22 protein-coding genes are annotated in these 21,853 nt (G+C 62.8%); 8 read left to right on the forward strand and 14 right to left on the reverse strand.

Going from position 1 to position 21,853, the window contains the following annotated elements; translation table 11 throughout:
* The first annotated feature begins 64 nt into the window (after nt 1-64).
* Nucleotides 65-1,024, forward strand: coding sequence for a LysR family transcriptional regulator (locus tag H0W47_RS04000; RefSeq protein WP_296921076.1), 960 nt, complete (start codon nt 65-67; stop codon nt 1,022-1,024).
* Here H0W47_RS04000 and H0W47_RS04005 read toward each other — a convergent pair.
* From H0W47_RS04005 to uvrC, 3 genes are all read right to left on the reverse strand, one after another.
* A complete protein-coding gene (locus H0W47_RS04005) occupies nt 987-1,895 on the reverse strand; it encodes a DMT family transporter (protein WP_296921079.1) in 909 nt (302 codons plus the stop codon). The two genes, H0W47_RS04000 and H0W47_RS04005, sit on opposite strands and share 38 nt — an antisense overlap.
* Entirely contained in the window at nt 1,892-2,458 is a 567-nt protein-coding gene (pgsA, locus tag H0W47_RS04010; protein ID WP_296921082.1) for a CDP-diacylglycerol--glycerol-3-phosphate 3-phosphatidyltransferase, read from the reverse strand. The genes H0W47_RS04005 and pgsA overlap by 4 nt, the downstream gene beginning before the upstream one ends.
* A 108-nt stretch (nt 2,459-2,566) precedes the next feature.
* Entirely contained in the window at nt 2,567-4,480 is a 1,914-nt protein-coding gene (gene uvrC / locus H0W47_RS04015) for an excinuclease ABC subunit UvrC (RefSeq protein ID WP_296921085.1), read from the reverse strand.
* A 39-nt stretch (nt 4,481-4,519) separates the two neighbouring features.
* Here uvrC and earP point away from each other — a divergent pair, with 39 nt between their 5' ends.
* The 3 genes from earP (at nt 4,520) to H0W47_RS04030 (ending at nt 7,245) form a co-directional block, all read left to right on the forward strand.
* Nucleotides 4,520-5,632: an elongation factor P maturation arginine rhamnosyltransferase EarP gene (gene earP / locus H0W47_RS04020; RefSeq protein ID WP_296921088.1), complete on the forward strand. Its 1,113-nt coding sequence runs from the start codon at nt 4,520-4,522 to the stop codon at nt 5,630-5,632.
* Between the two features lie 106 nt (nt 5,633-5,738).
* Nucleotides 5,739-6,293 carry an elongation factor P gene (gene efp, locus H0W47_RS04025; RefSeq protein WP_296921091.1) on the forward strand — a complete coding sequence of 185 codons (555 nt, stop codon included), beginning with the start codon at nt 5,739-5,741 and terminating at the stop codon, nt 6,291-6,293.
* A gap of 88 nt (nt 6,294-6,381) precedes the next feature.
* The gene (locus tag H0W47_RS04030; protein ID WP_296921093.1) at nt 6,382-7,245 is read left to right on the forward strand and encodes a TIGR00730 family Rossman fold protein; all 864 of its coding nucleotides are present in this window, start codon (nt 6,382-6,384) and stop codon (nt 7,243-7,245) included.
* A gap of 10 nt (nt 7,246-7,255) precedes the next feature.
* Here H0W47_RS04030 and H0W47_RS04035 read toward each other — a convergent pair whose 3' ends face one another.
* Entirely contained in the window at nt 7,256-7,855 is a 600-nt protein-coding gene (locus tag H0W47_RS04035; RefSeq protein WP_296921094.1) for a TetR/AcrR family transcriptional regulator, read from the reverse strand.
* A gap of 109 nt (nt 7,856-7,964) precedes the next feature.
* Between H0W47_RS04035 and H0W47_RS04040 the strand changes: the two genes are divergently transcribed.
* Nucleotides 7,965-8,450, forward strand: coding sequence for a nuclear transport factor 2 family protein (locus H0W47_RS04040; protein ID WP_296921095.1), 486 nt, complete (start codon nt 7,965-7,967; stop codon nt 8,448-8,450).
* Entirely contained in the window at nt 8,440-9,366 is a 927-nt protein-coding gene (locus tag H0W47_RS04045; protein ID WP_296921096.1) for an MBL fold metallo-hydrolase, read from the forward strand. Before H0W47_RS04040 ends, H0W47_RS04045 begins: the two co-directional genes overlap by 11 nt.
* Before the next feature lie 29 nt (nt 9,367-9,395).
* On the opposite strand, the gene H0W47_RS04050 is transcribed toward H0W47_RS04045, so the two are convergent.
* From H0W47_RS04050 to H0W47_RS04090, 9 genes are all read right to left on the reverse strand, one after another.
* On the reverse strand, nt 9,396-10,568 hold the full coding sequence (locus tag H0W47_RS04050; protein WP_296921097.1) for an MFS transporter: 1,173 nt from the start codon (nt 10,566-10,568) through the stop codon (nt 9,396-9,398).
* Between the two features lie 74 nt (nt 10,569-10,642).
* Nucleotides 10,643-11,980: a DNA recombination protein RmuC gene (locus tag H0W47_RS04055; RefSeq protein WP_296921171.1), complete on the reverse strand. Its 1,338-nt coding sequence runs from the start codon at nt 11,978-11,980 to the stop codon at nt 10,643-10,645.
* 12 nt (nt 11,981-11,992) lie between these two features.
* Nucleotides 11,993-12,976, reverse strand: coding sequence for a D-glycerate dehydrogenase (locus H0W47_RS04060; RefSeq protein ID WP_296921098.1), 984 nt, complete (start codon nt 12,974-12,976; stop codon nt 11,993-11,995).
* Nucleotides 12,977-12,986: 10 nt separating this feature from the next.
* A complete protein-coding gene (locus H0W47_RS04065) occupies nt 12,987-14,396 on the reverse strand; it encodes a sodium:proton antiporter (RefSeq protein WP_296921099.1) in 1,410 nt (469 codons plus the stop codon).
* A 45-nt stretch (nt 14,397-14,441) separates the two neighbouring features.
* Entirely contained in the window at nt 14,442-15,638 is a 1,197-nt protein-coding gene (gene pncB / locus H0W47_RS04070; RefSeq protein ID WP_296921100.1) for a nicotinate phosphoribosyltransferase, read from the reverse strand.
* A gap of 190 nt (nt 15,639-15,828) precedes the next feature.
* Nucleotides 15,829-16,179, reverse strand: a complete 351-nt coding sequence (locus tag H0W47_RS04075; RefSeq protein ID WP_077591948.1) for an FKBP-type peptidyl-prolyl cis-trans isomerase — start codon at nt 16,177-16,179, stop codon at nt 15,829-15,831.
* 267 nt (nt 16,180-16,446) lie between these two features.
* Entirely contained in the window at nt 16,447-17,103 is a 657-nt protein-coding gene (locus H0W47_RS04080) for a nitroreductase (protein ID WP_296921174.1), read from the reverse strand.
* 41 nt (nt 17,104-17,144) lie between these two features.
* Nucleotides 17,145-17,600 (reverse strand): thioesterase family protein, encoded by a 456-nt coding sequence (locus tag H0W47_RS04085; RefSeq protein ID WP_296921101.1) that lies wholly within the window; start codon nt 17,598-17,600, stop codon nt 17,145-17,147.
* Between the two features lie 5 nt (nt 17,601-17,605).
* Nucleotides 17,606-18,562: a histone deacetylase gene (locus H0W47_RS04090; protein ID WP_296921103.1), complete on the reverse strand. Its 957-nt coding sequence runs from the start codon at nt 18,560-18,562 to the stop codon at nt 17,606-17,608.
* 287 nt (nt 18,563-18,849) lie between these two features.
* Here H0W47_RS04090 and H0W47_RS04095 point away from each other — a divergent pair, with 287 nt between their 5' ends.
* The gene (locus H0W47_RS04095) at nt 18,850-19,392 is read left to right on the forward strand and encodes a phasin family protein (RefSeq protein WP_296921105.1); all 543 of its coding nucleotides are present in this window, start codon (nt 18,850-18,852) and stop codon (nt 19,390-19,392) included.
* A gap of 201 nt (nt 19,393-19,593) precedes the next feature.
* Here the strand turns inward: H0W47_RS04095 and H0W47_RS04100 are convergent, their stop codons facing one another.
* Nucleotides 19,594-20,562: a patatin-like phospholipase family protein gene (locus tag H0W47_RS04100; RefSeq protein WP_296921107.1), complete on the reverse strand. Its 969-nt coding sequence runs from the start codon at nt 20,560-20,562 to the stop codon at nt 19,594-19,596.
* 32 nt (nt 20,563-20,594) lie between these two features.
* On the opposite strand from H0W47_RS04100, the gene H0W47_RS04105 reads away from it, so the two are divergent.
* Nucleotides 20,595-21,650, forward strand: coding sequence for an extracellular solute-binding protein (locus tag H0W47_RS04105; protein ID WP_296921109.1), 1,056 nt, complete (start codon nt 20,595-20,597; stop codon nt 21,648-21,650).
* Nucleotides 21,651-21,853 lie beyond the last annotated feature (203 nt).

Below are 21,853 nucleotides of genomic sequence, written 5' to 3' on the forward strand. Positions count from 1 at the left end.
TCCGCAATCGGTGCCCGTGATTCAAGCAATAATCAGGCAATTGATTATTTCCATGGAAGCATGAATGGAACGCAGTGACCTGGAACTCGTGCTCGCTGTACGCGACCAGGGCAGCCTAAGCGCTGCTGCCCTGAGCCTGGACGTCGCGCCGCCCGTGGTCACCAAGCGGCTGGCTGCGCTGGAGGCGCGCCTGGGCCAGCGGCTGTTTCAGCGCACCACCCGACGCGTCAGCCCGACGGCCGAAGGCGAGACAGTCTGCGAGCGCGCCCAGGTTTTGCTGCGCGGCTTCAGCGAGCTCGAATCAGAGCTGCAGGAGCGCAAGTCCGAACCCACCGGCCTGATCCGGCTGGCGGCGACGCTGGGCTTTGGCCGGCTGTGGCTGGGGCCAGCGCTGGCCAGCTTCCAGGAGCGCTACCCGCGCATCGAGATCCAGTTGCAGCTGAGCGAACAGTTGCCGGACCTCGCCGCCGATGGTTTTGACGGCGCCATCTGGCTCTGGCAGGTCGAGGGTCGGCAGGCCGCGCAGTGGGTGTCACGACGGCTGGCGCGCAACCAGCGTGTGCTGGTGGCCTCGCCGCGCTACATTCGCCAACACGGCATGCCCGCCAGTCTGGACGAGTTGCAACAGCGCGCCTGTCTGATCGTGCGCGAAAACCGCAGCGCGAGCGGCCAGCGCTTCGACGTCTGGCCCTTGCAGAAGGAACGTGACAAAACCCCGGCGCGGGTCCGCGTGCAGGGCCCGTTGTCCAGCAATTCCGGCGAGCTGGTGCGCGACTGGTGCATCGCCGGGCGCGGCATCATGCTGCGCAGCCTGTGGGACATCGCGCCGCAACTGGCGTCTGGGGACTTGGTGCGGGTGCTTCCCGCCTATGTGATGCCCGATGCTGACGTCCACTGGCTGGCGCCCTACCGTGCGGATTCGCCGCGTCGCATCCGCCTGTTGATCGACCATCTGCTCGCGCAATTCCAGGGCGCGCCCTGGAAAACTAAACCGGCGCCTTTGAGGGCCGCACCACAAGGCTGACACCCAGCGCCGTGAGCGCCGTACCGGCCACCGTCACCATCGTGATGGTTTCGGAAAATAGCAGCCAGGCCATCAAGGCGGTGGTGGGCGGCACCAGATACAGCAGGCTGGTCACGGCAGTAGAGGCACCGCGCTGGATCAGCATGTAAAGCAGCGAGCTGCCGCCCAGGGTCAGGCCCAGCACCGACCAGGCCAGCGCGCCGACAAAGCCGCTGGTCCATTGCACCGCTTCCGTTTCCAGAAAAGTGAACGGCAGCGTCACCAGCAAGGCAGCGCCGAGCTGGATGGCGTTGGCGCTGCGCACATCAGCGGACTGGACAAAACGCTTCTGGTAGAGCGTGCCGGCGGTGATGCTGAGCAGCGCAAAAACCGCCCAGGCCAGTGTGTAAGCCGTGGCTTCATTGCCCGCACCAAACTTGCGCGAAACCACCAGCAGCAAGCCGGCCAGACCCAGCATGAGGCCCAGCCACTGCCGCGCACTGACGCGGCTTTTGCCGGTGCCGGACTCGCCGATCTGCGACACCCAGACGGCTGTCAGCACTGGTTGCAGGCCGACCACCAGCGCCGACAGGCCCGAGCCCATCCCGCCCTTGATGGCAGACCAGACCCCGCTCAGGTAACCGGCGTGAATCAGGATGCCGGTGACCCCCAAGTGCAGCCACTGCATTCGGTTGGTTGGCCACGCCACCCGTGCAACAGCAATCCAGGCGATAAAACACAGCAGGGACAGCGCATAGCGGATCGCCAGAAAGCTCAGCGGGGGCGCGTAAGGCAAGCCGTATTTGGCGACGATGAAGCCGGTGCTCCAGATCAGGACAAAGACTGCGGGCATCGCCCGGATCAGGGCGTCATTGGATGCAAGCCGGCTCATTTGGCGCGGGCGCGGATTTCGGGGATGGCTTTTTTCAGATAATAAATCATGGACCACACCGTGAGGATGGCCGACAGCCAGATCAGCCAGGTGCCCCACAGGTTGGTATCGATCACCTCAAACAGTTCCCCGTCATAAAGCAGGAATGGAATGGCCACCATTTGCACCGTGGTTTTGAGCTTGCCCAGCATGTGCACCGCGACACTTTTGGTCGCGCCTATCAGCGCCATCCACTCGCGCAGGGCGGAGATGGCGATTTCGCGGCCGATGATGATGAGGGCCACAAAAACATCGGTGCGCTGCAGGTGCACCAACACCAGCAAGGACGCACACACCAAAAATTTGTCAGCAACCGGATCCAGAAAGGCGCCGAAAGACGAGGTCTGGTTCAGCTTGCGCGCCAGGAAGCCGTCCAGCCAGTCGGTGGCTGCAAACACCACGAACATCACGGTCGCGATCAGATTGGCCTTCTCCGGCGCGATCTCGATGTAAAAAATCCCCACAATCAATGGAATCGCAACGATGCGGGTCCAGGTCATCACGGTGGGTATGGTCAAAAACATCGTCTGATTTTGGCATGGGCCGGCCCCAACCGCTCGGGAAGGCCGGCGGCACCCGTGAAATAGCCCGTCATCGCGGTGACGACGTTGTTCAAAAGCGTCTTTGTCCGGTCAATGCAGGGCCCGGTAAATTTCATCGGCCAGCTCGCGGGAAATGCCTTCAACGGTGGCGATGTCCTCGGCGCTGGCCGACGTCACGCCGCGTATGCCGCCAAAACGCTGCAGCAAACTGGCGCGCTTTTTGGGGCCAATGCCGGCAATGTCTTCGAGCCGGCTGGCGCCGACCCGCACCTTGGCGCGTTTGGCGCGCATTCCGGTGATGGCAAAGCGGTGCGCCTCGTCGCGGATCTGGGCAACCAGCATCAGCGCGGCCGAATCCCGGCCCAGATAGACCTTTTCCCGGCCGTCGGCAAACACCAGTTCCTCCAGGCCGACCTTGCGGCCCTCGCCCTTTTCCACGCCGGCAATCAGACCCAGATCCAGGCCGAGTTCCTCGAACACCTCGCGTGCCATCGACACCTGGCCCTTGCCGCCGTCGATCAGCACCAGGTCCGGCAAGCGCGCGGCGTTGTTGCGCGCAGCTTCCGCAAGCTTGCTGTAGCGGCGCATCAACACCTGGCGCATCGCCGCGTAGTCGTCACCCGGCGTGATGCCGTCGATGTTGTAGCGGCGGTATTCGGCGCTTTGCATCTTGTGGCCATGGAAAACCACGCATGAGGCCTGGGTTGATTCACCGGCCGTGTGCGAGATGTCGAAGCATTCAATGCGCAGCGCATCGAGGTTGTCCAGCGAGAGCTCCAGCGCCTCGGCCAGCGCGCGTGTGCGCGCCTGCTGTGAGCCCTGCTCGGCCAGCAGACGGGCCAGTTGCAAATCGGCATTTTTCTGCGCCATTTCCAGCCAGATGCGGCGCTGCTCGCGCGGCTGGTGGATGGCCGTGACCTTGTTGCCGGTCTGCATGATAAGCGCAGCGATCAGTTCCTTGTCCACCGGTTCGCTGCATACCAGCACGGGCGGCACTGGTGTACCAACGTAATGCTGGGCAATAAAGGCTTCGAGCACCAGGGTTTCCAACTTGACGGACTTGGCGGGCTTGCCGGGCGCCACACCCTCCACGCTGTCTTCGTCCAGGCCTGCCAGATCAACAGCATGCTCGACGTGGGTCGGAAAGTAAGGCCGGTCACCCAGATGCCGGCCGCCGCGCACCATGGCCAGGTTCACGCAGGCCTTGCCGCCAGACACCTTGACCGCGAGGATGTCCACATCCTTGTCACCGCCGGTTTCCATGGACTGCTGGTGCAGCACCTTGGACAGCGCCGACATCTGGTTGCGCAGTTCTGCCGCCTGTTCAAATTCAAGCTTCTCTGCGTGGCTGCGCATCTGTTGCTCGAGCTCGGTCAGGATGTCTTGGGCCTGCCCCTGCAAAAACCGCTCGGCATTGGCGACGTCGAGTGCGTACTGCTCCGGCGTCACATGGGCTACACAGGGCGCAGAGCAGCGCTTGATCTGGTACAGCAGGCAGGGCCGGGTGCGGTTGTTGAACACCGTGTCTTCACAGGTACGCAGCTTGAACACCTTCTGCAACAGCAAAATGGTTTCCTTCACCGCCCAGGCACTGGGATAAGGCCCGAAGTAGCGGTGCTTTTTCTCGACGGCACCCCGGTAATAGGCCACGCGTGGAAAGGCGTGGGACGCCAGCTTGAGATAGGGATAACTCTTGTCGTCCCGGAACAGGATGTTGAACTTGGGGTTCAGCGTCTTGATCAGGTTGTTTTCCAGCAGCAGCGCTTCGGCCTCGGAGCGCACCACGGTGGTTTCCATGCGCGCGATCTTGGTCACCATGTGGCCGATACGCGTGCCGCCGTGGCTTTTCTGGAAATAGGTCGAGACGCGTTTTTTCAGGTCGCGCGCCTTGCCGACGTAGAGCACGCCGCCTTCGGCATCGAAATAACGGTAAACGCCCGGCATGGCCGGCAGGGCCGCGACTTCGCTGAGCAACTGGGGATCAAATTCGTGGGGTGCGGTCATGGTGATGTCGAAACTAACCGTATTGTGGACAATCCGGAAATGAATCGCAGCCGGCAGTGGGACATATTTTGCAAAGTGATCGACAACCATGGCGACATCGGTGTCTGCTGGCGGCTCAGCGCCGACCTCGCTGCGCGCGGCCAGCAGGTGCGGCTGTGGGTCGATGATGCCTCGGCGCTCGAATGGATGGCGCCCGACCGGCATGCGGGCGTCACCGTGCTGCCGTGGCTGGAGCCGCTGGGCCTGAACCTGCTGCGCCTGGACAGCGCGCCCTGCGAGGTGCTGGTGGAAGCCTTCGGTTGTGAGGTTGCTCCTGAATTCATAGCTGCTTGCGCAGACCAGCAAAGGGCTGGAGCCCAAATTCCCGTATGGATCAACCTCGAATACCTGTCCGCCGAGCCTTATGTGGAGCGTTGCCACGGCCTGCCCTCGCCAGTGCAACACGGTGCTGCCGCCGGCTGGACCAAATGGTTTTTTTACCCGGGGTTGACGGCGGCCACCGGCGGCCTGCTGCGCGAACAAGACCTGGTGCAGCGGCAGGCTGCCTTCGGCCGGAAGGCCTGGCTGCAAGCGCAGGATATTGATGGGTCGGGCGTCAAACTGGTCAGCCTGTTCTGTTATGAGCCCCCTGCACTGACCAGGCTGCTGCACCAGTTTGCGCGCGAGGGATTGGCCGGCGAGCCGGTTCGCCTGCTGGTGGCGGCCGGCCGAGGCGCCGCGGCGATCAAGGCCGTGTTGATGAATGAAAATGGGCTTCAACCCTTGATGGACAAGCGCAAGCTGCTATCAATTTCATATCTGCCCCTGCTGGCCCAGACCGATTTCGACCATCTGCTGTGGGCCTGCGACCTGAACTTCGTGCGCGGCGAGGACTCGGTGGTACGTGCGCTCTGGGCCGGCAAGCCCTTTGTCTGGCAGATTTACCCGCAGGATGACCAGGCGCATCAAGCCAAGCTGCAGGCTTTTCTGGACAGCTTGAACGCGCCGCCCTCACTGCGCGCTTTTCACCTGGCCTGGAACGGCCAGAGGCCTGATCTGCCGGCCATGGACTCTCAAGCCTGGTCCGAGTGTGTCCGCACAGCGCGGCAGGAGCTGCTGGGCCAGCCCGACCTGGGCAGCCAGCTGCTCGGGTTTGTGGCAAAAAAAAGCTAAAATCAAGGGCTTTGCGGAGAGTCCCGACCGGGCCGGCCGCACAACCCGCTGCAGAACCAGCCGCCCCGGCCAGCGTTTCGCGGCCCAGACTCAAGTAAGAACTGTTATGAAAATCGCTCAGGAAATACGCGCCGGCAACGTCATCATGCACGGCAAGGACCCGATGGTTGTGCTCAAGACCGAATACAGCCGCGGCGGCCGCAATTCCGCCACCGTGCGCATGAAGCTCAAGAGCCTGATCGCCAACTTCAACACCGAGCAGGTGTTCAAGGCCGACGACAAGGTGGACCAGGTCATTCTCGACAAGAAAGACTGCACCTACTCCTACTTCGCCGACCCGATGTACATCTGCATGGACGCCGACTACAACCAGTACGAAGTCGAGGCCGAAAACATGGGCGACTCGCTGAACTACCTTCAGGACGGCATGGAACTCGAAGTCGTGTTTTACGACGGCAAGGCGATCTCGGTCGAGCTCCCAACCAGCGTGCAGCGCGAAATCACCTGGACCGAGCCGGCCGTGAAGGGCGACACCTCCGGCAAGGTGCTCAAGCCGGCCAAGCTGGCCACAGGTTTTGAGATCGGTGTGCCGATTTTTGTGGCCCAGGGCGATCTGGTTGAGATCGACACGCGCACCGGCGAATACCGCAAACGCGTCTGAGCCTGCCCGCTCCCCGCTACAAGGCTCCCCTGTGGAGCCTTTTTTGTGGGCAAGCGGGTGCGGCCTTCCCTTCATGGACAATGCAGCCATGGAAAACACCCAAGACCTGAAAGAGAACCGCCTCGCCGACGCCTGGGCCGAGCTGCAGTCCCATGCCGACCGGGGCAACCCGCTGCAAGCCGACGCCTACCGGCTCGCGTTTGCCGACCCCGAGTTTTTGCTGCGCCGCGAGACGCGCGGCATCCGCTTCCAGCTCGAAATGCTCAAACCCGACGTTGAGCAAGTAGCCCAAGGCATTGAAAACACCATCGTGGTTTTTGGCAGCGCCCGTTTTCCGGCGCCTGAACAGGCCGAAGCAGCGCTGAAGCTGGCCCGAGAAAGCGGCGATGCGCAGGCCATGGCGCTGGCCGAGCGGCATGTGCGCAACGCGCACTATTACGAACAAGCGCGCTTGTTCGGGCGCATGGTTGCGACCCACTGCAAAAACCGACCCCCGGCCGAACAACTTTTCATCTGCACCGGCGGCGGCCCGGGCATCATGGAGGCGGCCAACCGCGGCGCCCATGAGATGAACATGCCCACCGTGGGACTGAACATTGCCCTGCCGCATGAGCAAAGCTCCAACCCCTACGTCACGCCCTCGCTGAGCTTCAAGTTTCACTATTTCGCGCTGCGCAAGATGCATTTCATGATGCGGGCCAAGGCGCTGGTGGCTTTTCCGGGCGGCTTCGGCACGCTCGATGAGTTGTTCGAAGTCATCACCCTGGTGCAGACCCGCAAGGCCAAGCCGGTGCCCATCATCCTTTTCGGCTCAGACTACTGGAAACGCCTGCTCAACTTTGATGTACTGATCGAGGAAGGCGCGATCTCGCCGGAAGACCTCAAGCTGTTCGAATACGTCGACGATCCGCAGGTTGCCTGGGATGCCATCAAGACCTTTTACCAGCTCTAGCCTCGCGCATCTACCGCACGCGCAGCGCGTCGACCATCTCCGAAACCAACTTGACCGCCTGGCGCTTGAGTTCGGTCGGCTTTGCTGCATACCCCATCAACAACGCCGCCTCGCAAATCATGGCGCCAATCATTCGGCCCGCGACTTCGGCATTCGCAACATTCAGCACGCCGGCTTTCTTCAGCCCCGCTACGGCCGCAACTAGAAGCCCGATAGCACTCGCGTCCTCGATCTCTCGGCAGCGCCGCGTCCCCAGCACGGCCGGCGCGTCTTCAATCACCAAGCGGCGGTAAGCGGGCTCGCTGCACTCGTCGAGGAAAGCTGCCACGCCCACCTTCATCTGCTGGAGCGGGTCGCGCTCGACCGAGGCCAAATCACGCACGCGCAGGGCCACCTGTTCCTGCAATTCCACCACCAGAGCCTCGAACAGCGCCTTCTTGTCGGTGAAGTGGTGGTACAGCGCTCCGCGCGTAACGCGCGCGGCTCGGGCAATGCCCTCGATGCCGGTCGCATGAAAACCCTCGGCGGCAAACATCCCGCCCGCAGTTTCAAGCAATGCCGCGCGAGTGGCCTCGGCATATTCCTCACGGCGGGTTCGGGTGTTGTCCATGTAGCCGTAAGCATACCGCTTGACTTTATTAATACTATCGTTATTATAAATACCGTTGGTATGTCAAATTTGGAAAGTATCCGAATGCAAGACCGGCGAAGGAGTTTTTATGACGTCGACAAGTCTTCCCAACGCGCGCCCGCGCGGCTACCAGCCGCCCACCCCCCAGCAGGTGGTCGCTGCACGCGACTTGGTATCTCGATTCGAGACGCAGTGGCAACGCGGTGACGCTGAAGGGCTCCGGGATCTGATGCACGAGGACACCCGCAACCTTATCCCGCCCATGACGCAGCCGGCCGACCGCGAAGGCGTTGTCGCGCATTTCGCGCAAGTGCTTGCGCGGTTGCCCGACCTGCGGCTGGCTGTGCTGCGCTGGGGTTTGACCGGCGACACCGTGATGATCGAATGGCGGGCTACGGCCACCGTTGCGGGCGCGCCGCTCAGTTGGGAAGGCATGGACGTGATGCGGCTGCGCGATAACCGCATGTACGAGGCGCAGGTGTACTGGAATACCCGCCTGCTCGAAAATCAGGTGGCGTCGCGGATCGCGGCGGCTACCGCGAAAGCAAAGGCACAGGTGCAACATGCGCAGTGACGCATTTTTTGCATCCGGTCGGCAGGCGGCGTTGATGGCCGGCATCGCACTGTTCATGAGCGGCTGTGCCGGGGTCGGTAGCGGCGTACCTGACAGCCCGCTCTGCTGGGTGGAGTTCGCGCGCGGCGACGCGCCAGGTGCGCTCGGGGCCGCCGGCGCTACTGCCGCGGTCTGGCACAACACCACGTCCGGCCTCCTGGTTCGGCATCCGTCAGGCAACGTGCTGATCGACGCGGGTTGGAGCGCTGCGGCCGCGCAAGAGATGGACGAACTGCATCCGATGAAGGCTGCGGTAGCGCGCCGGGTGCTGGGCAGCCTGGCCTGGCGCACCAACGCGCCTCAGGCGCTGGGCGCTGCCAGCATCACGCCTCAAGAGCTTCGCTACATTATTCCCACCCACGGCCACTACGACCACATGGCCGGCGCAGTCGACCTGCCGCACGTGCCCGTGCTGCTGTCTGCGGCGGAGCGCGGCTACCTGCAGGTCCAAGCGGCGCAGCCGGATATCGTTCCCGCGTCGAACATCCGGGCGCTTGCGCATCGCATGCAGACGCTGGAGTTTGCGACCAAGCCATTCCTTGGATTCGAACGCAGCTTCGACCTATACGGCGACGGGAGTATCGTGATCGTGCCGCTGGCGGGTCACACGCCGGGCAGCGTGGGCGTGTTCATCCATTCGGGCGAGCGGCGAATCTTCCATGTGGGAGACGCGGCGTTTGTCAATGAGGCCATCGCCAGGTCTCTGCCCAAAAGCGCCGCTCTGAGGACCTTCGCCGATCACGATCCCCTGTCGGCGGACGCCCAGGTGGTGAGGCTCGCGGAGTTCGCTCGCACCCATCCGCAATATGCGATGCTGCCCGCACACGATCGCACCGCCTGGCAGGCAATCTTCGGCGACCAACCGGGTTGCCGCTGACAATCGCGGGCCCGCAACCCGCGGCGCACCTACTGCGCGTCTGCCGGCCGCAATCCCCAAGCGGCACGCGCGCCCGCACCCACCAATGCGCCGGTAGCCCAGAACACGCCGGCGATGCCGATCACGGCGCCCATAGTGCCGAACAGCAGGGGCATCACCACGCTGGACGCGTTGATAGCCATCAGGCGCAGGCCCAGCGCCTCGCCGTGTCGCGCTTCCGGCGTTATTTGGTGCAGCATGCTCATGATCATGGGCTGAACCGTGCCCAGCGCAAAACCCAGCAGCACCGAACACACACCCATGCCCAGCGCCGTGCCCATGAATGGGTAAACAGCAAACAATACGGCAGTCATCAGCATCGCGCCCACCAGCACGCGCCACTCGCGCAGGTGCGCGGCCAGCAAGGGCATGACCATGCGGATGGCGGCCGCGGCCACGGCAAACGCGCCAAGGATGGAGCCGATCACTGAGGCGCTGATGCCTTTTTCAAAGCCCAGAACGGGCACCACAAAAGTGTGCACGTCCCAGCAAGACGACAGAAACCAGTTCACCAGCATGAGCCGGCGAAAAGCCGGATCGCGCAGAAGGTCCCAAGCCCTGGGCGGCGCGCTTCCCGGCGGCGCGACCACCGGGGCCAGCTCGCGCGTGGGCCGCACCAGCAACCAACTAGCCAGTGGCAACACCGCCATCAGGAAAAAGGCCGCGCGATAACCGGTGGTGCTGTTGGGCAAGGCGCCCGCGTGGTCAATGAGCAGCCCGGCTGCGAAGGGACCGACGAAGTTGGAGACCGCCGGCCCGATGGACAACCAGCTGAACACGCGCCGCAGTTGCAGCGCCCCCTCTGCCGCCCGCCCCACATGGCGCTGCAGTGAAATCACCGCGACGCCGGTGGCGCCACCAGTGAGCAGCGCGGCCAGGCACAGCACGGGGAAAACCGGGTATGCGACCGCCATCCCGGCGCCCAGCATGGCGGCAACGACGCTGTAGCCCATGGGGCGCTTGAGGCCGTGGCGGTCGGCAAACCGCCCGGCCGGCAGGGCCAGGAAAACCTGCGTCAACGCAAACATGGCCAGCAACACACCCACTGCCGCCGGACTGTAACCCTCGCGCAGCGCCAGCAAGGGCGCGGCCATGCGGGTGCCGGCCATGCAGGCGTGCAGGCAGACCTGCGCAAAAATCAGGCGGGCCAGCTCAGGGGTCATAAAATAGTGATCAAATCAGGCTCCAGCCCCCGTCCTTCGGGCGTGATCAGCTATCAAATCAGTAGCATCTCGAATCAATCATCCAGTCCGTCGGCATCAGCCACCGGCGGCAGCAGGGTCTGGGATTCGGCATCAGGCAGAGCCTCGACCTTGCGCAGGGCCAGCCGCATCTGCTTGGCGCGGGTGTCAGCCTTGTCCAGGGTGTCGGACGCCTTGGCCACCTGCTCCTTGATGCGTGCCACCCATTCGCCATACCGCTCGAACTCGGTCTTGACGGCGCCCAGCACCTTCCAGACCTCCGAGGCCTGCTGTTCCAGCGCCAGCGTGCGAAAACCCATGTGCAGGCTGTTGAGCATGGCCAGCAAGGTCGTCGGCCCGGCCAGCGTCACGCGGTGCTGGCGCTGGATGGCGTCCATCAGGCCGGGCCGGCGCAGCACTTCAGCATACAGGCTTTCGACCGGCAGAAAAAGAATCGCAAAGTCGGTCGTATGGGGCGCTGCTAGGTAGTTCTCAGCAATCGACTTGGCCTCGCTGCGGATACGCGCTTCCAGCGCCTTGCCGGCCAATTCGACCGCGGCGGGGTCCACGCGTTCATGCGCGTCGAGCAGGCGTTCGTAGTCGTCGCGCGGAAACTTCGCATCAATCGGCAACCACACCGGCGAGCCGTCATCGCCACGGCCGGGAAAGCGAATCGCAAAGTCCACGCGCTGTCCGCTGCGCGGTTTGGTCTCGACCTGCTTGGCGTACTGGTCAGTCGTGAGCACCTGCTCAAGCAGGGCTTCGAGCTGCACCTCGCCAAACACACCGCGCGTCTTGACATTGGTCAGCACGCGCTGCAGGTTGCCCACCCCCACCGCCAGCGACTGCATCTCGCCCAGGCCTTTGTGCACCTGTTCGAGCCGGTCGGCCACCTGCTTGAAGCTTTCGCCCAGGCGCGTCTCCAGCGTGGTCTGCAGTTTTTCGTCGACGGTCTTGCGCATCTCGTCGAGCTTGGCCGCGTTGGTCTGCTGAAGTTGCGCGAGTTGCTGCTCCAGCGTCTCGCGAACTTCCAGCATGCGCCTGGCGTTCGATTCGCTGACAGCCTGCAACTGAGTACTCAGGGTGTCCGAAAGGGTTTTCTGCAGCAGTGCGAGCTGCTGACCAAAGGCGTCAATTTGCGTGTTCTGGGTCCGCGTCGCTTCGGCGGCCTGTTTGACCAGAGTCTCCTGGAAGGTCGCCAGGCTGTGCGTCATCTCCTGGCGCGCGCCACGTGAGGATTCACTAATCTCGCGCCGCAGCTCGCGTTCCAGCCGCTCGCTGGCGGCCAGCAACTCGGCGCGACCGTTGTCCTGCAAAGCGGGTTTGCGCACCAGCAGCACGATGACGGCCACCAGAATGGCCAGCGCCAGGCCGATGAGCACCCACAATTCAATCAAGACGAGTCCTTACCCACCGAGCACCGCGGGGTTCAGCGGTGTCAGTGGTTTTTTGTCCTTGAAGAAACTGATCAGGTTGTCAGCCGCCAGATTCGCCATGGCCAGGCGCGTCGGCACGGTGGCGCTGGCGATGTGCGGCGTCATCACCACGTTGGGCACGGTGAGCAGGTCGGGATCCACCTTGGGTTCTCCTTCAAACACGTCGAGACCGGCGGCGGCGATGGTCTTGTCGCGCAGGGCTTGGGCCAGCGCGGCATCGTCCACTATGCCGCCGCGCGCGATGTTCACCAGCGTTGCGGTGGGTTTCATCATGGCCAGCTCGGCCGCGCCAATCGTGTGGTGCGAGGCAGGCGAATACGGCAGCACCAGCACCACATGGTCGGCAGTTCTCAAGAGATCTTCCTTGCTCACGTAGCTGGCCTTGCATTCGGCTTCCAGCGTGACATCAAGGCGCGAACGGTTGTGGTAAATCACCTTCATCCCAAAACCGTGGGCACCCCGTTTGGCAATGCCCTGCCCGATGCGGCCCATGCCCAAAATACCCAGCGTGCTGCCATGGATGTCCGAGCCGGCGAACATGTCGTAGCTCCATTTGCCCCATTTGCCAGCGCGCAGAAAATGCTCGCTCTCGGTGACGCGGCGCGCCGTTGCCATCAGCAGCGCAAAACCAAAATCGGCAGTGGTTTCGGTTAGCACGTCCGGCGCGTTGGTGGCCAGCACACCGGCCGCGGTCATGGCGTCGATGTCGAAGTTGTTGTACCCCACCGCCATGTTGGCGCAGATCTTCAAGCGCGGGCAGGCGGCCAGCACTTCGGCATCAATGCGGTCTCCTCCCGTGGTGAAGGCGCCGTCCTTGTCCTTCAGCTTCTCCGCCAGCTCGGCCTTGGACCAGATGGCGTCGGACTGGTTGGCCTCGACCTCGAAGTGCTGCTCCAGGCGGCTGATGACTTCGGGGAAAATCGCGCGCGCGACGAGAATCTTGGGTTTGCTCATGATGTATTTCCTATTTGAACCAGATGAAGGTCATCACGACAAACAGGGGAATCAGCACCGCGCCTGACCAGGCCATGTAGCCGAAGAAGCTGGGCATGTTAACGCCGCGGTCCTCGGCAATCGCCTTGACCATCAGGTTGGGCGCATTGCCGATATAAGTGTTGGCGCCCATGAACACCGCACCGGCTGAAATGGCTGCCAGCGTCGGCGCCAGCGCACCCATCAACGCCTGCGGATCACCGCCGGCGGTATTGAAGAACACCAGGTAGGTCGGCGCATTGTCGAGAAAAGAACTCAAGGCGCCAGTAGCCCAGAAGTACATCGCGGGGTCGGGCTGTCCATCCGGCCGCGTGACCAGGGACACCACGGCGCCGAATGGGCCGCTGGTACCGGCCTTGAGCATGGCAATCACCGGGATGATGGTTAGAAAGATACCGGCGAACAGCTTGGCAACCTCGGCCATCGGACCCCAGGAAAACTGATTGTCCTCGTGCACCTTGTCGGCGGTGAGCTTGAGCGACAGCAGCGTGATCGCAATCAGCCCGGCATCGCGCACCAAGCCCGGCAGTCCGACTTCGGTTCCGTAGATGTCGAACACCACGGGCGACTTCCAGAAACCACTGAGCAGTACCAGACCGGCGATACCCGCCAACAAACCGAAGTTAAAGGCGCCGTCGAAGCCCAGCCGCTGGGTGTCAGGCGTCGGGTCCACCGGTTGCACACCCTCGTTGCGATAAAACCAGTTGTCCAGCAGGTAGAAAATTACGAGCAGGCTGCCGATCAGGAACAGGGTTTCCGGAAAGATGTGCTTGAGGGTCCAGAAAAAATCCACGCCCTTCAGGAAGCCGAGGAACAGCGGCGGGTCACCCAGCGGCGTCAGTGAGCCGCCGGCATTGGACACGATGAAGATAAAAAACACCACGATGTGCGCGCTGTGCTTGCGGTTGTCATTGGCGCGGATCAGTGGCCGGATCATCAGCATGGAGGCGCCGGTGGTGCCCATGAAACTCGCCAGCACGGCACCGATCAGCAGCAGGCCTGCGTTGAGCGCGGGACTGCCGTGCAGATTGCCGCGGATAAAAATACCGCCGGCGACGGTGAACAGCGCCGTCAGCAGGATGATGAACGGGATGTACTCCGCCACCAGCGCATGCACCAGGCTGATACCGGCCACCGAGGGCCCGAACATCACGGCAAAGGGAATGAAAAATGCCAGCGTCCAGGCGGCGGCCACCTTGCCGAAATGGTGATGCCAGAAGGCAGGCATCAGCAAGGGCATCAGCGCGATGGACAGCAGCAGGCCGGCAAAGGGCACGCCCCACAGCGGCGAGAGCTGGCTGCCGTCGAAGTCGGCCGCCAGGGCCAGCCCCGGCCAGACCAGAACCAAAGCCGCGACAGCGGCCCAGCGTGATTTTTTCATGGTATCTCCGAAGTTCAAGAAGCAGGGTCAGCCCCCGACCCTCAATTATCCCGGTGAGGCGATGTCAAAAACCTGACGCAGATAGGCCAGGTATTTCTCGTCGTCACACATGTTTTTCGACGGCGTGTCCGACAGCTTGGCCACCGGCTGGCCATTGCAGCGCACCATCTTGATGACGATCTGCAGCGGTTCGTAACCGAGGTCATTCGTCAGGTTGGTGCCTATGCCGAAAGCCAGCTGGCAGCGTCCCTTGAACTGCGAATACAGCTCCACGGTGCGCGGCACCGTCAGGCCGTCACTGAAGATCAGGGTCTTGGTTTTGGGATCGACGCGATTTTTGGCGTAATGCGCCAGCATGCGTTCGCCCCACTGGAAGGGGTCGCCACTGTCATGGCGCGCGCCGTCGAACAGCTTGCAGAAATACATGTCGAAGTCGCGCAGGAAGGCGCTCATGCCATAAACATCGCTGAGCGCAATGCCCAGGTCGCCACGGTACTCCTTCGCCCAGGACTCGAAACCGAACACCTGGCTGTCGCGCAGCCGCGGTCCGAGGGCCTGGCAGGCCTGCAAATACTCGTGCGCCATGGTGCCCAGCGGCGTCAGCCCAAGTTTCATGGCAAACAGCACATTGCTGGTGCCCGCAAACTGGCCGTTGGAGCCGGTACCCAAGCGCGCGCTCAGGGTCCGCAACACCTCTTCATGCCAAGCCTTGCCAAAGCGGCGGCGTGTGCCGTAGTCGGCGATCTTCAGCTCGGCCAGTCCGTTGGCCTTGAGTTGCCCGATCTTGGTGTCAAGGCGCTTGCGCCCTTCCATCACGTCGGCCAGCTTTTGCGTGTTCCGGAAGTAGACCTCGTTAATGATGGCCAGCACCGGAATCTCGAACAGGATGGTGTGCAGCCAGGGGCCTTCGATCACCACTTCGATCTCACCGGACGGCAGCGCGGTAACGCTGACGTATTTTTCGTTGAGGCGAAACAGGCCGAGGAAATCGACGAAGTCACTCTTGATGAAGCGCATGGCGCGCAGGTAAGCCAGTTCGGCGTCCTGGAACTGCAGGCTGCACAGCAAGCGTATCTCTTCGCGGATCTCGCGGACATACGGCGCCAGGTCACCCATGCCGGCCGCGCCCGCGTTGCGGCACTTGAAACGGTATTCGACCTGCGCACCGGGAAACTGGTGCAGCACGACCTGCATCATGGTGAATTTGTACAGGTCAGTGTCAAGCAGGCTGGTAATGATCATCGGCACATCCGTAAATTCATTTTTCGGGCGAATTGCTGCACTGAGCACCAGCGAACACCTTGCATTCGGCGGTGCTCGCAATCCTCACGTACCCCAAGTACGTTCCGGTTGCTGCGCGCGGCGCGCCTTGCACTTCATCCCAAAAAAATGAATCTCTGGAAATGCCCGGCCCGCGTGCAATCAAAAAAAATCAACCCAGAAAATCAACCTCAAACAGCAGCGTGGCGTTAGGCGGAATCACGCCGCCGGCGCCGCGGGCACCGTAGCCGAGTTCGGCCGGGATCACCAAGCGACGCGTGCCGCCCACCGACATGCCCTGCACGCCCTCGTCCCAGCCCTTGATGACCTGGCCGGCGCCCAGTGAAAACTGGAACGGATCGCCCCGGTCTTTGCTCGAATCAAACTTGGCACCCTGCACGCCATCGTTGTACAGCCAGCCGGTGTAATGCACACGGACGTTTTGGCCGGCCTTGGCGATCGCGCCGGTGCCGAGCACGGTGTCTTCGTATTGGAGGCCGGACGGTGTGGTGGTCAATGCCATGATTGCTCTTTCAAAATGTGAGTTAGTTGCGCGGTTGCGCGAACCCCTGACTTTACCCGCTAGAGCCCACCTACCGGCTAGCGTTGGTTTTCCATACAAGCCGGGGCCGCGGTTCCGGCTCCGCCGGGCCGCAGGCTGCGGCTCCGAGCCCGCCTGCGCGGGCTTGGACAGCCTTCAGATACGCCGCCTCTGGCGGCGTGGCGCCCTGCAAGGGCAGCGCCCTCATGGGCGGCAGCGCAGCACAGGCAAGGCAAGCGTGGGGGCTATTCAGTCCAGCCAGGTCGTGAATTCCCGCGGGCTCACGCGCGGGGTGCGGAAGGTGTTGACCAAGGCGCTGTCATCGGCGTAACCCAGCGCCATGCCGCAGACCAGCATTTCATCCGGTCCGGCGCCCACGTGCGGTAGGATGATGCTGGAAAAGCCATTCCAGGCGGCCTGCGGGCAGGTGTGCAGCCCATGGCCACGCGCAGCCACCATCAGGTTCTGCAAAAACATGCCGTAGTCCACCAGACTGCCACGCCCCATCACGCGGTCCAGCGTGAACATCAGGCCCACGGGCGCGTCGAAAAACGTGAAGTTGCGGTGATGCTGGGCATGCATCTTGTCCTTGTCGCCCTTGCCGATGCCGAGCAGGCCGTACAGGCCCCAGCCGTTCTCGCGGCGCCGGTCGATGTAGGGCGAGACCCATTTTTCAGGGTAGTAGGGGTACTCCTCCGGGTACTGCGCCGCCAGATCCGGGTTGGCGCGGATGGCGTCGTGCGCGCTGCAGACCTTGCCCACCAACGCGTCGCGGCTGGCGCCTTGCAGCACATAGACCTTCCAGGGCTGGGTATTGGTTCCGGACGGCGCGCGGCTGGCCAGCGTCAACAGATGTTCCAGCGTTTCGCGTGCAACCGGTGTGGGCAAAAAGGCCCGGGTCGACATGCGGCTGTCGATGGCCGCGTCCACGGCGTTCAGGGTTTCGGTCACTTGAGTTGTTCCAGTGCTGACAGGAGTTGGGAAGGCAAGGCGACGGGCCGACGCGTCTGTTTGTCGACGTAGACATGAATGAAATGCCCCTTGGCCGCAGTCAGTTCTGCGGACGGATCCGCGGGGTTTCCGGAGAACAGGCCGACTTCGTAACGCACGCTGGACTTGCCCACCTGCGCCACGCGGATGCCGGCGTGGACAGGGTCGGGAAAGGCCAGCGGCGCAAAGTAATTGCATTGGGTTTCAACCACCAGGCCGATCACCGCGCCCGCATGGATGTCGATGGCCCCGGACTCGATCAGATAGCCATTGACGGCGGTGTCGAACCAGCTGTAGTACACGACGTTGTTGACGTGGCCATAAACATCGTTGTCTGACCAGCGTGTGCCGATGGGGCGGAATACGGGATAGGCGCTGCGGGGCTCAGCTTGTGGGCGCGAGGGGGGATTCATCGCCGCTATTTTGCCAGCGCCCGCCAATGTTGCCAGTACTCCAGCGCAGCCCGGAAGGTATTGACCTGCACCTGAACCGTGTCCTCAATGTTGACGCCATACCCACCGGCCATGGCCAGCGCCAGCGGGATGCGGCGCCGGAAGGCCCAGTCGAAGACGCGCCGGTCACGCGCCTCCAGACCATCCCAGCTCAGTTTGAGTCGTCCCAAGCGGTCGCCTTCGTGCGGGTCAGCGCCAGCGAGGTATATCACCAGACCCGGTGAAAACCGCCGGTCCAGTTCGTCCATCGCAAGTCCCAGCGCGTGCAGATAGGCGTCATCGCGGCAGCCGTCGGGCAGTTCCACGTCCAGGTCGCTGGCCTCCTTGTGGAAGGGAAAGTTCTTCTGGCCGTGCAGGGACAGCGTGAACACGCTCGGGTCGCGGCTGAAAATGCTGGCCGTGCCGTTGCCCTGGTGCACGTCGAGGTCGATGATGGCAACCTGCAGTGGAGGCTGCCCGCTGCGGCGCAGCCGCGCATGCTCTACCTGCATCAGCCGTGCGGCGATGGCGGCGTCGTTGAACACACAAAAGCCGCTGCCTTTGGACGCCGACGCATGGTGGGTGCCGCCGGCCATGTTGGCGGCCATCCCCTCCGCCGGCTGGCCGCCCAAGCCCATGGCGACGCGCGCAGCAGCCACCGTGGCACCGGCCGAGCGGCGCGAGCGCTCCACCATGGCAGCGCTCCAGGGGAAACCGATCTCGCGCATGGCCGCAGCGCTCAGGCTGCCGTCCACCACGGCCTGGATATAAGCCGGGTCGTGCGCCAGCGCCAGTTCACCGTCGCTGACCGGCAGCGCCACACCCGGCCGTACCTGCGGCAGTTCGAGCGCCACGCGATCACGCAGGCGCGCGTACTTGCCCATGGGGAAACGGTGCCCGTCCGGCAAGGGCAACACGAAGTGGTCGGCGTAGAAAGCTTGCATGGATCGGATGGATTCGAAAGCCCGGCGAAAGGGGAGCATTGTGGCCACAAGGCGGAAAGTTCGTCTTTGGCGGCCCCTGTCAGCTCAGCCACAGGGCGAAACATCAGCGTGCCAGATAGAGCCTCACCCCTAATATGCTGCACTGCAGCAAAAACACCTTGCAAACGCCCGGGTAATCCCTATACTTGAGTCATGTTGCAGTGCAGCAATCGACAAAAGCAAACCAGCAGATTGTCCAGCAGCGCAACTATTTGAAATCATTAACTACCTATATCGGAGATTTAAATATGTTGACCGCTGAACAAATCATGGCTTCCCACAAAGCAAACATCGAAACCCTGTTTGGTCTGACCAGCAAGGCTTTCGAAGGCGTCGAGAAACTGGTTGAACTCAATGTCCAGGCCTCCAAGGCTGCCCTGGCTGAGTCCGCCAACCACACCCAGTCGCTGATGGGCGTCAAGGACGCACAGGAACTACTGGCCCTGCAAGCCGGCCTGTTCCAGCCTCTGGCTGAAAAGACCGCTGCCTACAGCCGTCACCTGTATGACATCGCCACCGCTACTGGTGCTGAAGTCGGCAAGTCCTTCGAGGGCCAGGCTGCCGAAGCCCAGGCCAAATTCATGGGCCTCGTCGACAGCGCTTCCAAAAATGCACCTGCCGGTTCCGAAACCGCCGTTGCCGTGATGAAAAGCGCCGTGGCTGCCGCCAACAACGCTGTCGAATCCATGCAGAAAGCCGTCAAACAAGCCACCGACATGGCTGAAGCCAACTTCACCGCTGTGACCAACACCGCCGTGAACGCTTCCAAGACCGCTTCGAAAAAGCGCTGATTTTTACGGGGCTTGAATTCGCCGGCGGCAACGCCAGCTGATTCCCGTCAAGGGCAAGCCCCTGCCAGTTGTCTCCTCGGGTCCTTCCAGAAATCAGTTCACGGACCCCTTAAAGCCTGATCGCAAGAGCGGGCTTTTTTTTGGTCATTTTGGCCTCTGGCCCCCGTCCCGAATGCGTCACCAGCTATCAAAAACGTAGCATCAACGGGTCTGCAGCGTGGCCAGCCGGGCACGCAGGGCTGGCAGTGCGGCGAGCATGGCGGCGCGCCCCGCATCCATGGCGCGCTGGCGCGCCGAGAAGTCCGCACTTTTGAGGCCAAGCTGCGAAGGCTGCACCAGCACATCCGCGTCCTTGAGCTCATAATGGTTGATGCTTTTGCCCATGATGGCAAAGGTCTGCAGCAGGATCTGCAAGGTGCCATCGGCCGGGTTGGCCTCGGGCGGAGCCGAGATGTCCACGGCAATCACCAGGTCGGCGCCCATCTGCCGCGCAAAACGCACCGGCACCGGCGAGACCAGGCCGCCATCCACATATTCGCGGCCATTGATCTTCACGGGTACAAACACCGCCGGCACGGAACTGGACGCACGCACCGCCGTGCCGGTGTCGCCACGCTGGAACAGCATGGCCTGCCCACTATGGAGGTCGGTGGCGACTATGCCCAGCGGGATCGCCATGTTTTCCATCCGCCGCCCTGCCACCAGCCCGTTCACGTAGCGGGCCAACGCTTCGCCGCGAAGCATGCCGCGCCCGAAGATGGGCAGCATCCAGTCGGTGATGGCTACCTCCTCCATGGTCAACGCCGTCTGCTGCAGTTGTGCAGAGGTTTGGCCACTGGCATACAACGCGGCAACCAGGCTGCCGGCCGAGGTGCCGACCACCAGCGAGGGCTTGAGGCCGGCTTCTTCCAGTGCGGCAATCACACCGACATGCGCGAACCCGCGCGCCGCGCCGCCACCCAGCGCCAGGCCGATTTTGACCGGCTTGGCCGAGGCCACAGGGGCCGCCGGGGGCACGCCAGTTCCGGTTGTCGCACACCCGCCCAGCAGCAGCACGGTTGTTGTCCCCAGCGCGGCCAGCACCGCACGGCAGAGCACCGCTGCCGCAAGCCATGCCCTCGCCGCCCCACAGGTCTTGCGATTGAGATCAATTCTTGTTTGTATTAACATCCAGATATCCGCCACTTCATTTAACTGATTCCATGTTCAAAAACGCATCCTCCCTGGCCGTAGCCGCGCTCGCAGCCACCACCCTGTTCAGCGCTGTCAGCATCGCCAGTGCTCAAGAGCAGGTCAACCTGTATTCTGCACGCCACTACCAGACCGACGAAGGCATGTACGAGGCCTTTACCCGTACCACCGGCATCAAAATCAACCGCGTGGACGCCGACGACGCCGGCATTCTGGCAAGACTCAAGGCCGAGGGCGCCGCTTCTCCCGCCGACGTGATCCTGCTGGTGGACGCCGCCCGCCTCGCCTCGGCAGATGCCCAGGGCATGTTCCAGCCGATCAAGTCCAAGGTGCTGGACACCGCCATTCCGGCCAATTTGCGCGCCTCTCCCACCGCTGACGGCGTGACCTGGACCGGCTTTTCGACGCGCGCCCGCGTGGTCGTGTATGACCCGGCACGCGTCAAGGCCACCGACGTCGACACTTACGAAAAACTGGCCGACCCCAAGCTCAAGGGCCTGCTCTGCACCCGCTCCGGCTCGCACCCCTACAACCTGTCGCTGTTTTCCACCGTGGTCGAACGCCTGGGCGATGCCAAAGGCGAGGAATGGCTCAAGGGCGTGGTCGCCAACATGGCGCGTGCGCCCAAGGGCGGCGACACCGACCAGATCAAGGCCGTGGCGTCTGGCGAATGCGGCGTGGCATTGACCAACACCTATTACGTCGCCCGGCTGATCAAGTCCGACAAGATCGATGACAAGGCTGTAATGCAGAAGGTCAAGGTCATGTTCCCGAACCAGGCCACCACCGGCACCCACGTCAACATCGCTGGCGCGGCCGTCGCCAAACATGCCAAGAACACGGCCAACGCCGTCAAGTTCATGGAGTTCCTGTCCAGCCCCTTTGCCCAGGACTACTTCGCCAATGGCAACAACGAGTTCCCGGCCAGCAAAGGCGTGACCGTCAACAACCCGGCCATCGCCGCCATGGGCGGCGCCAACTTCAAGTCCGAAACCATCCCGCTCGGTGTTGTGGCGAAAAACCAGGTCAAGGTGCAGCAGATGTTGGACCGTGTCGGGTACAAATAAAGCCCCCACGTTCGCTCGCTGCGCGTAGCTCTCTGCCCCCCAAGGGGGCGCTGCGCCTGCGGGCCGGCGGAGCCGAACCCGCGGCGCCTGTTTGAAAGGGCATCCGCCTATCGAAAAGCCCGACCATTGATCGATGGTTGGGCTTTTTTTATGCCCGATAATCCGTGTTGACGTTGACGTTCACGTCAACTCCCCAACGCCCC

The organism is Polaromonas sp. (genome assembly GCF_013817205.1).
In the GTDB taxonomy this organism is placed as follows: Bacteria; Pseudomonadota; Gammaproteobacteria; order Burkholderiales; family Burkholderiaceae_C; genus Polaromonas.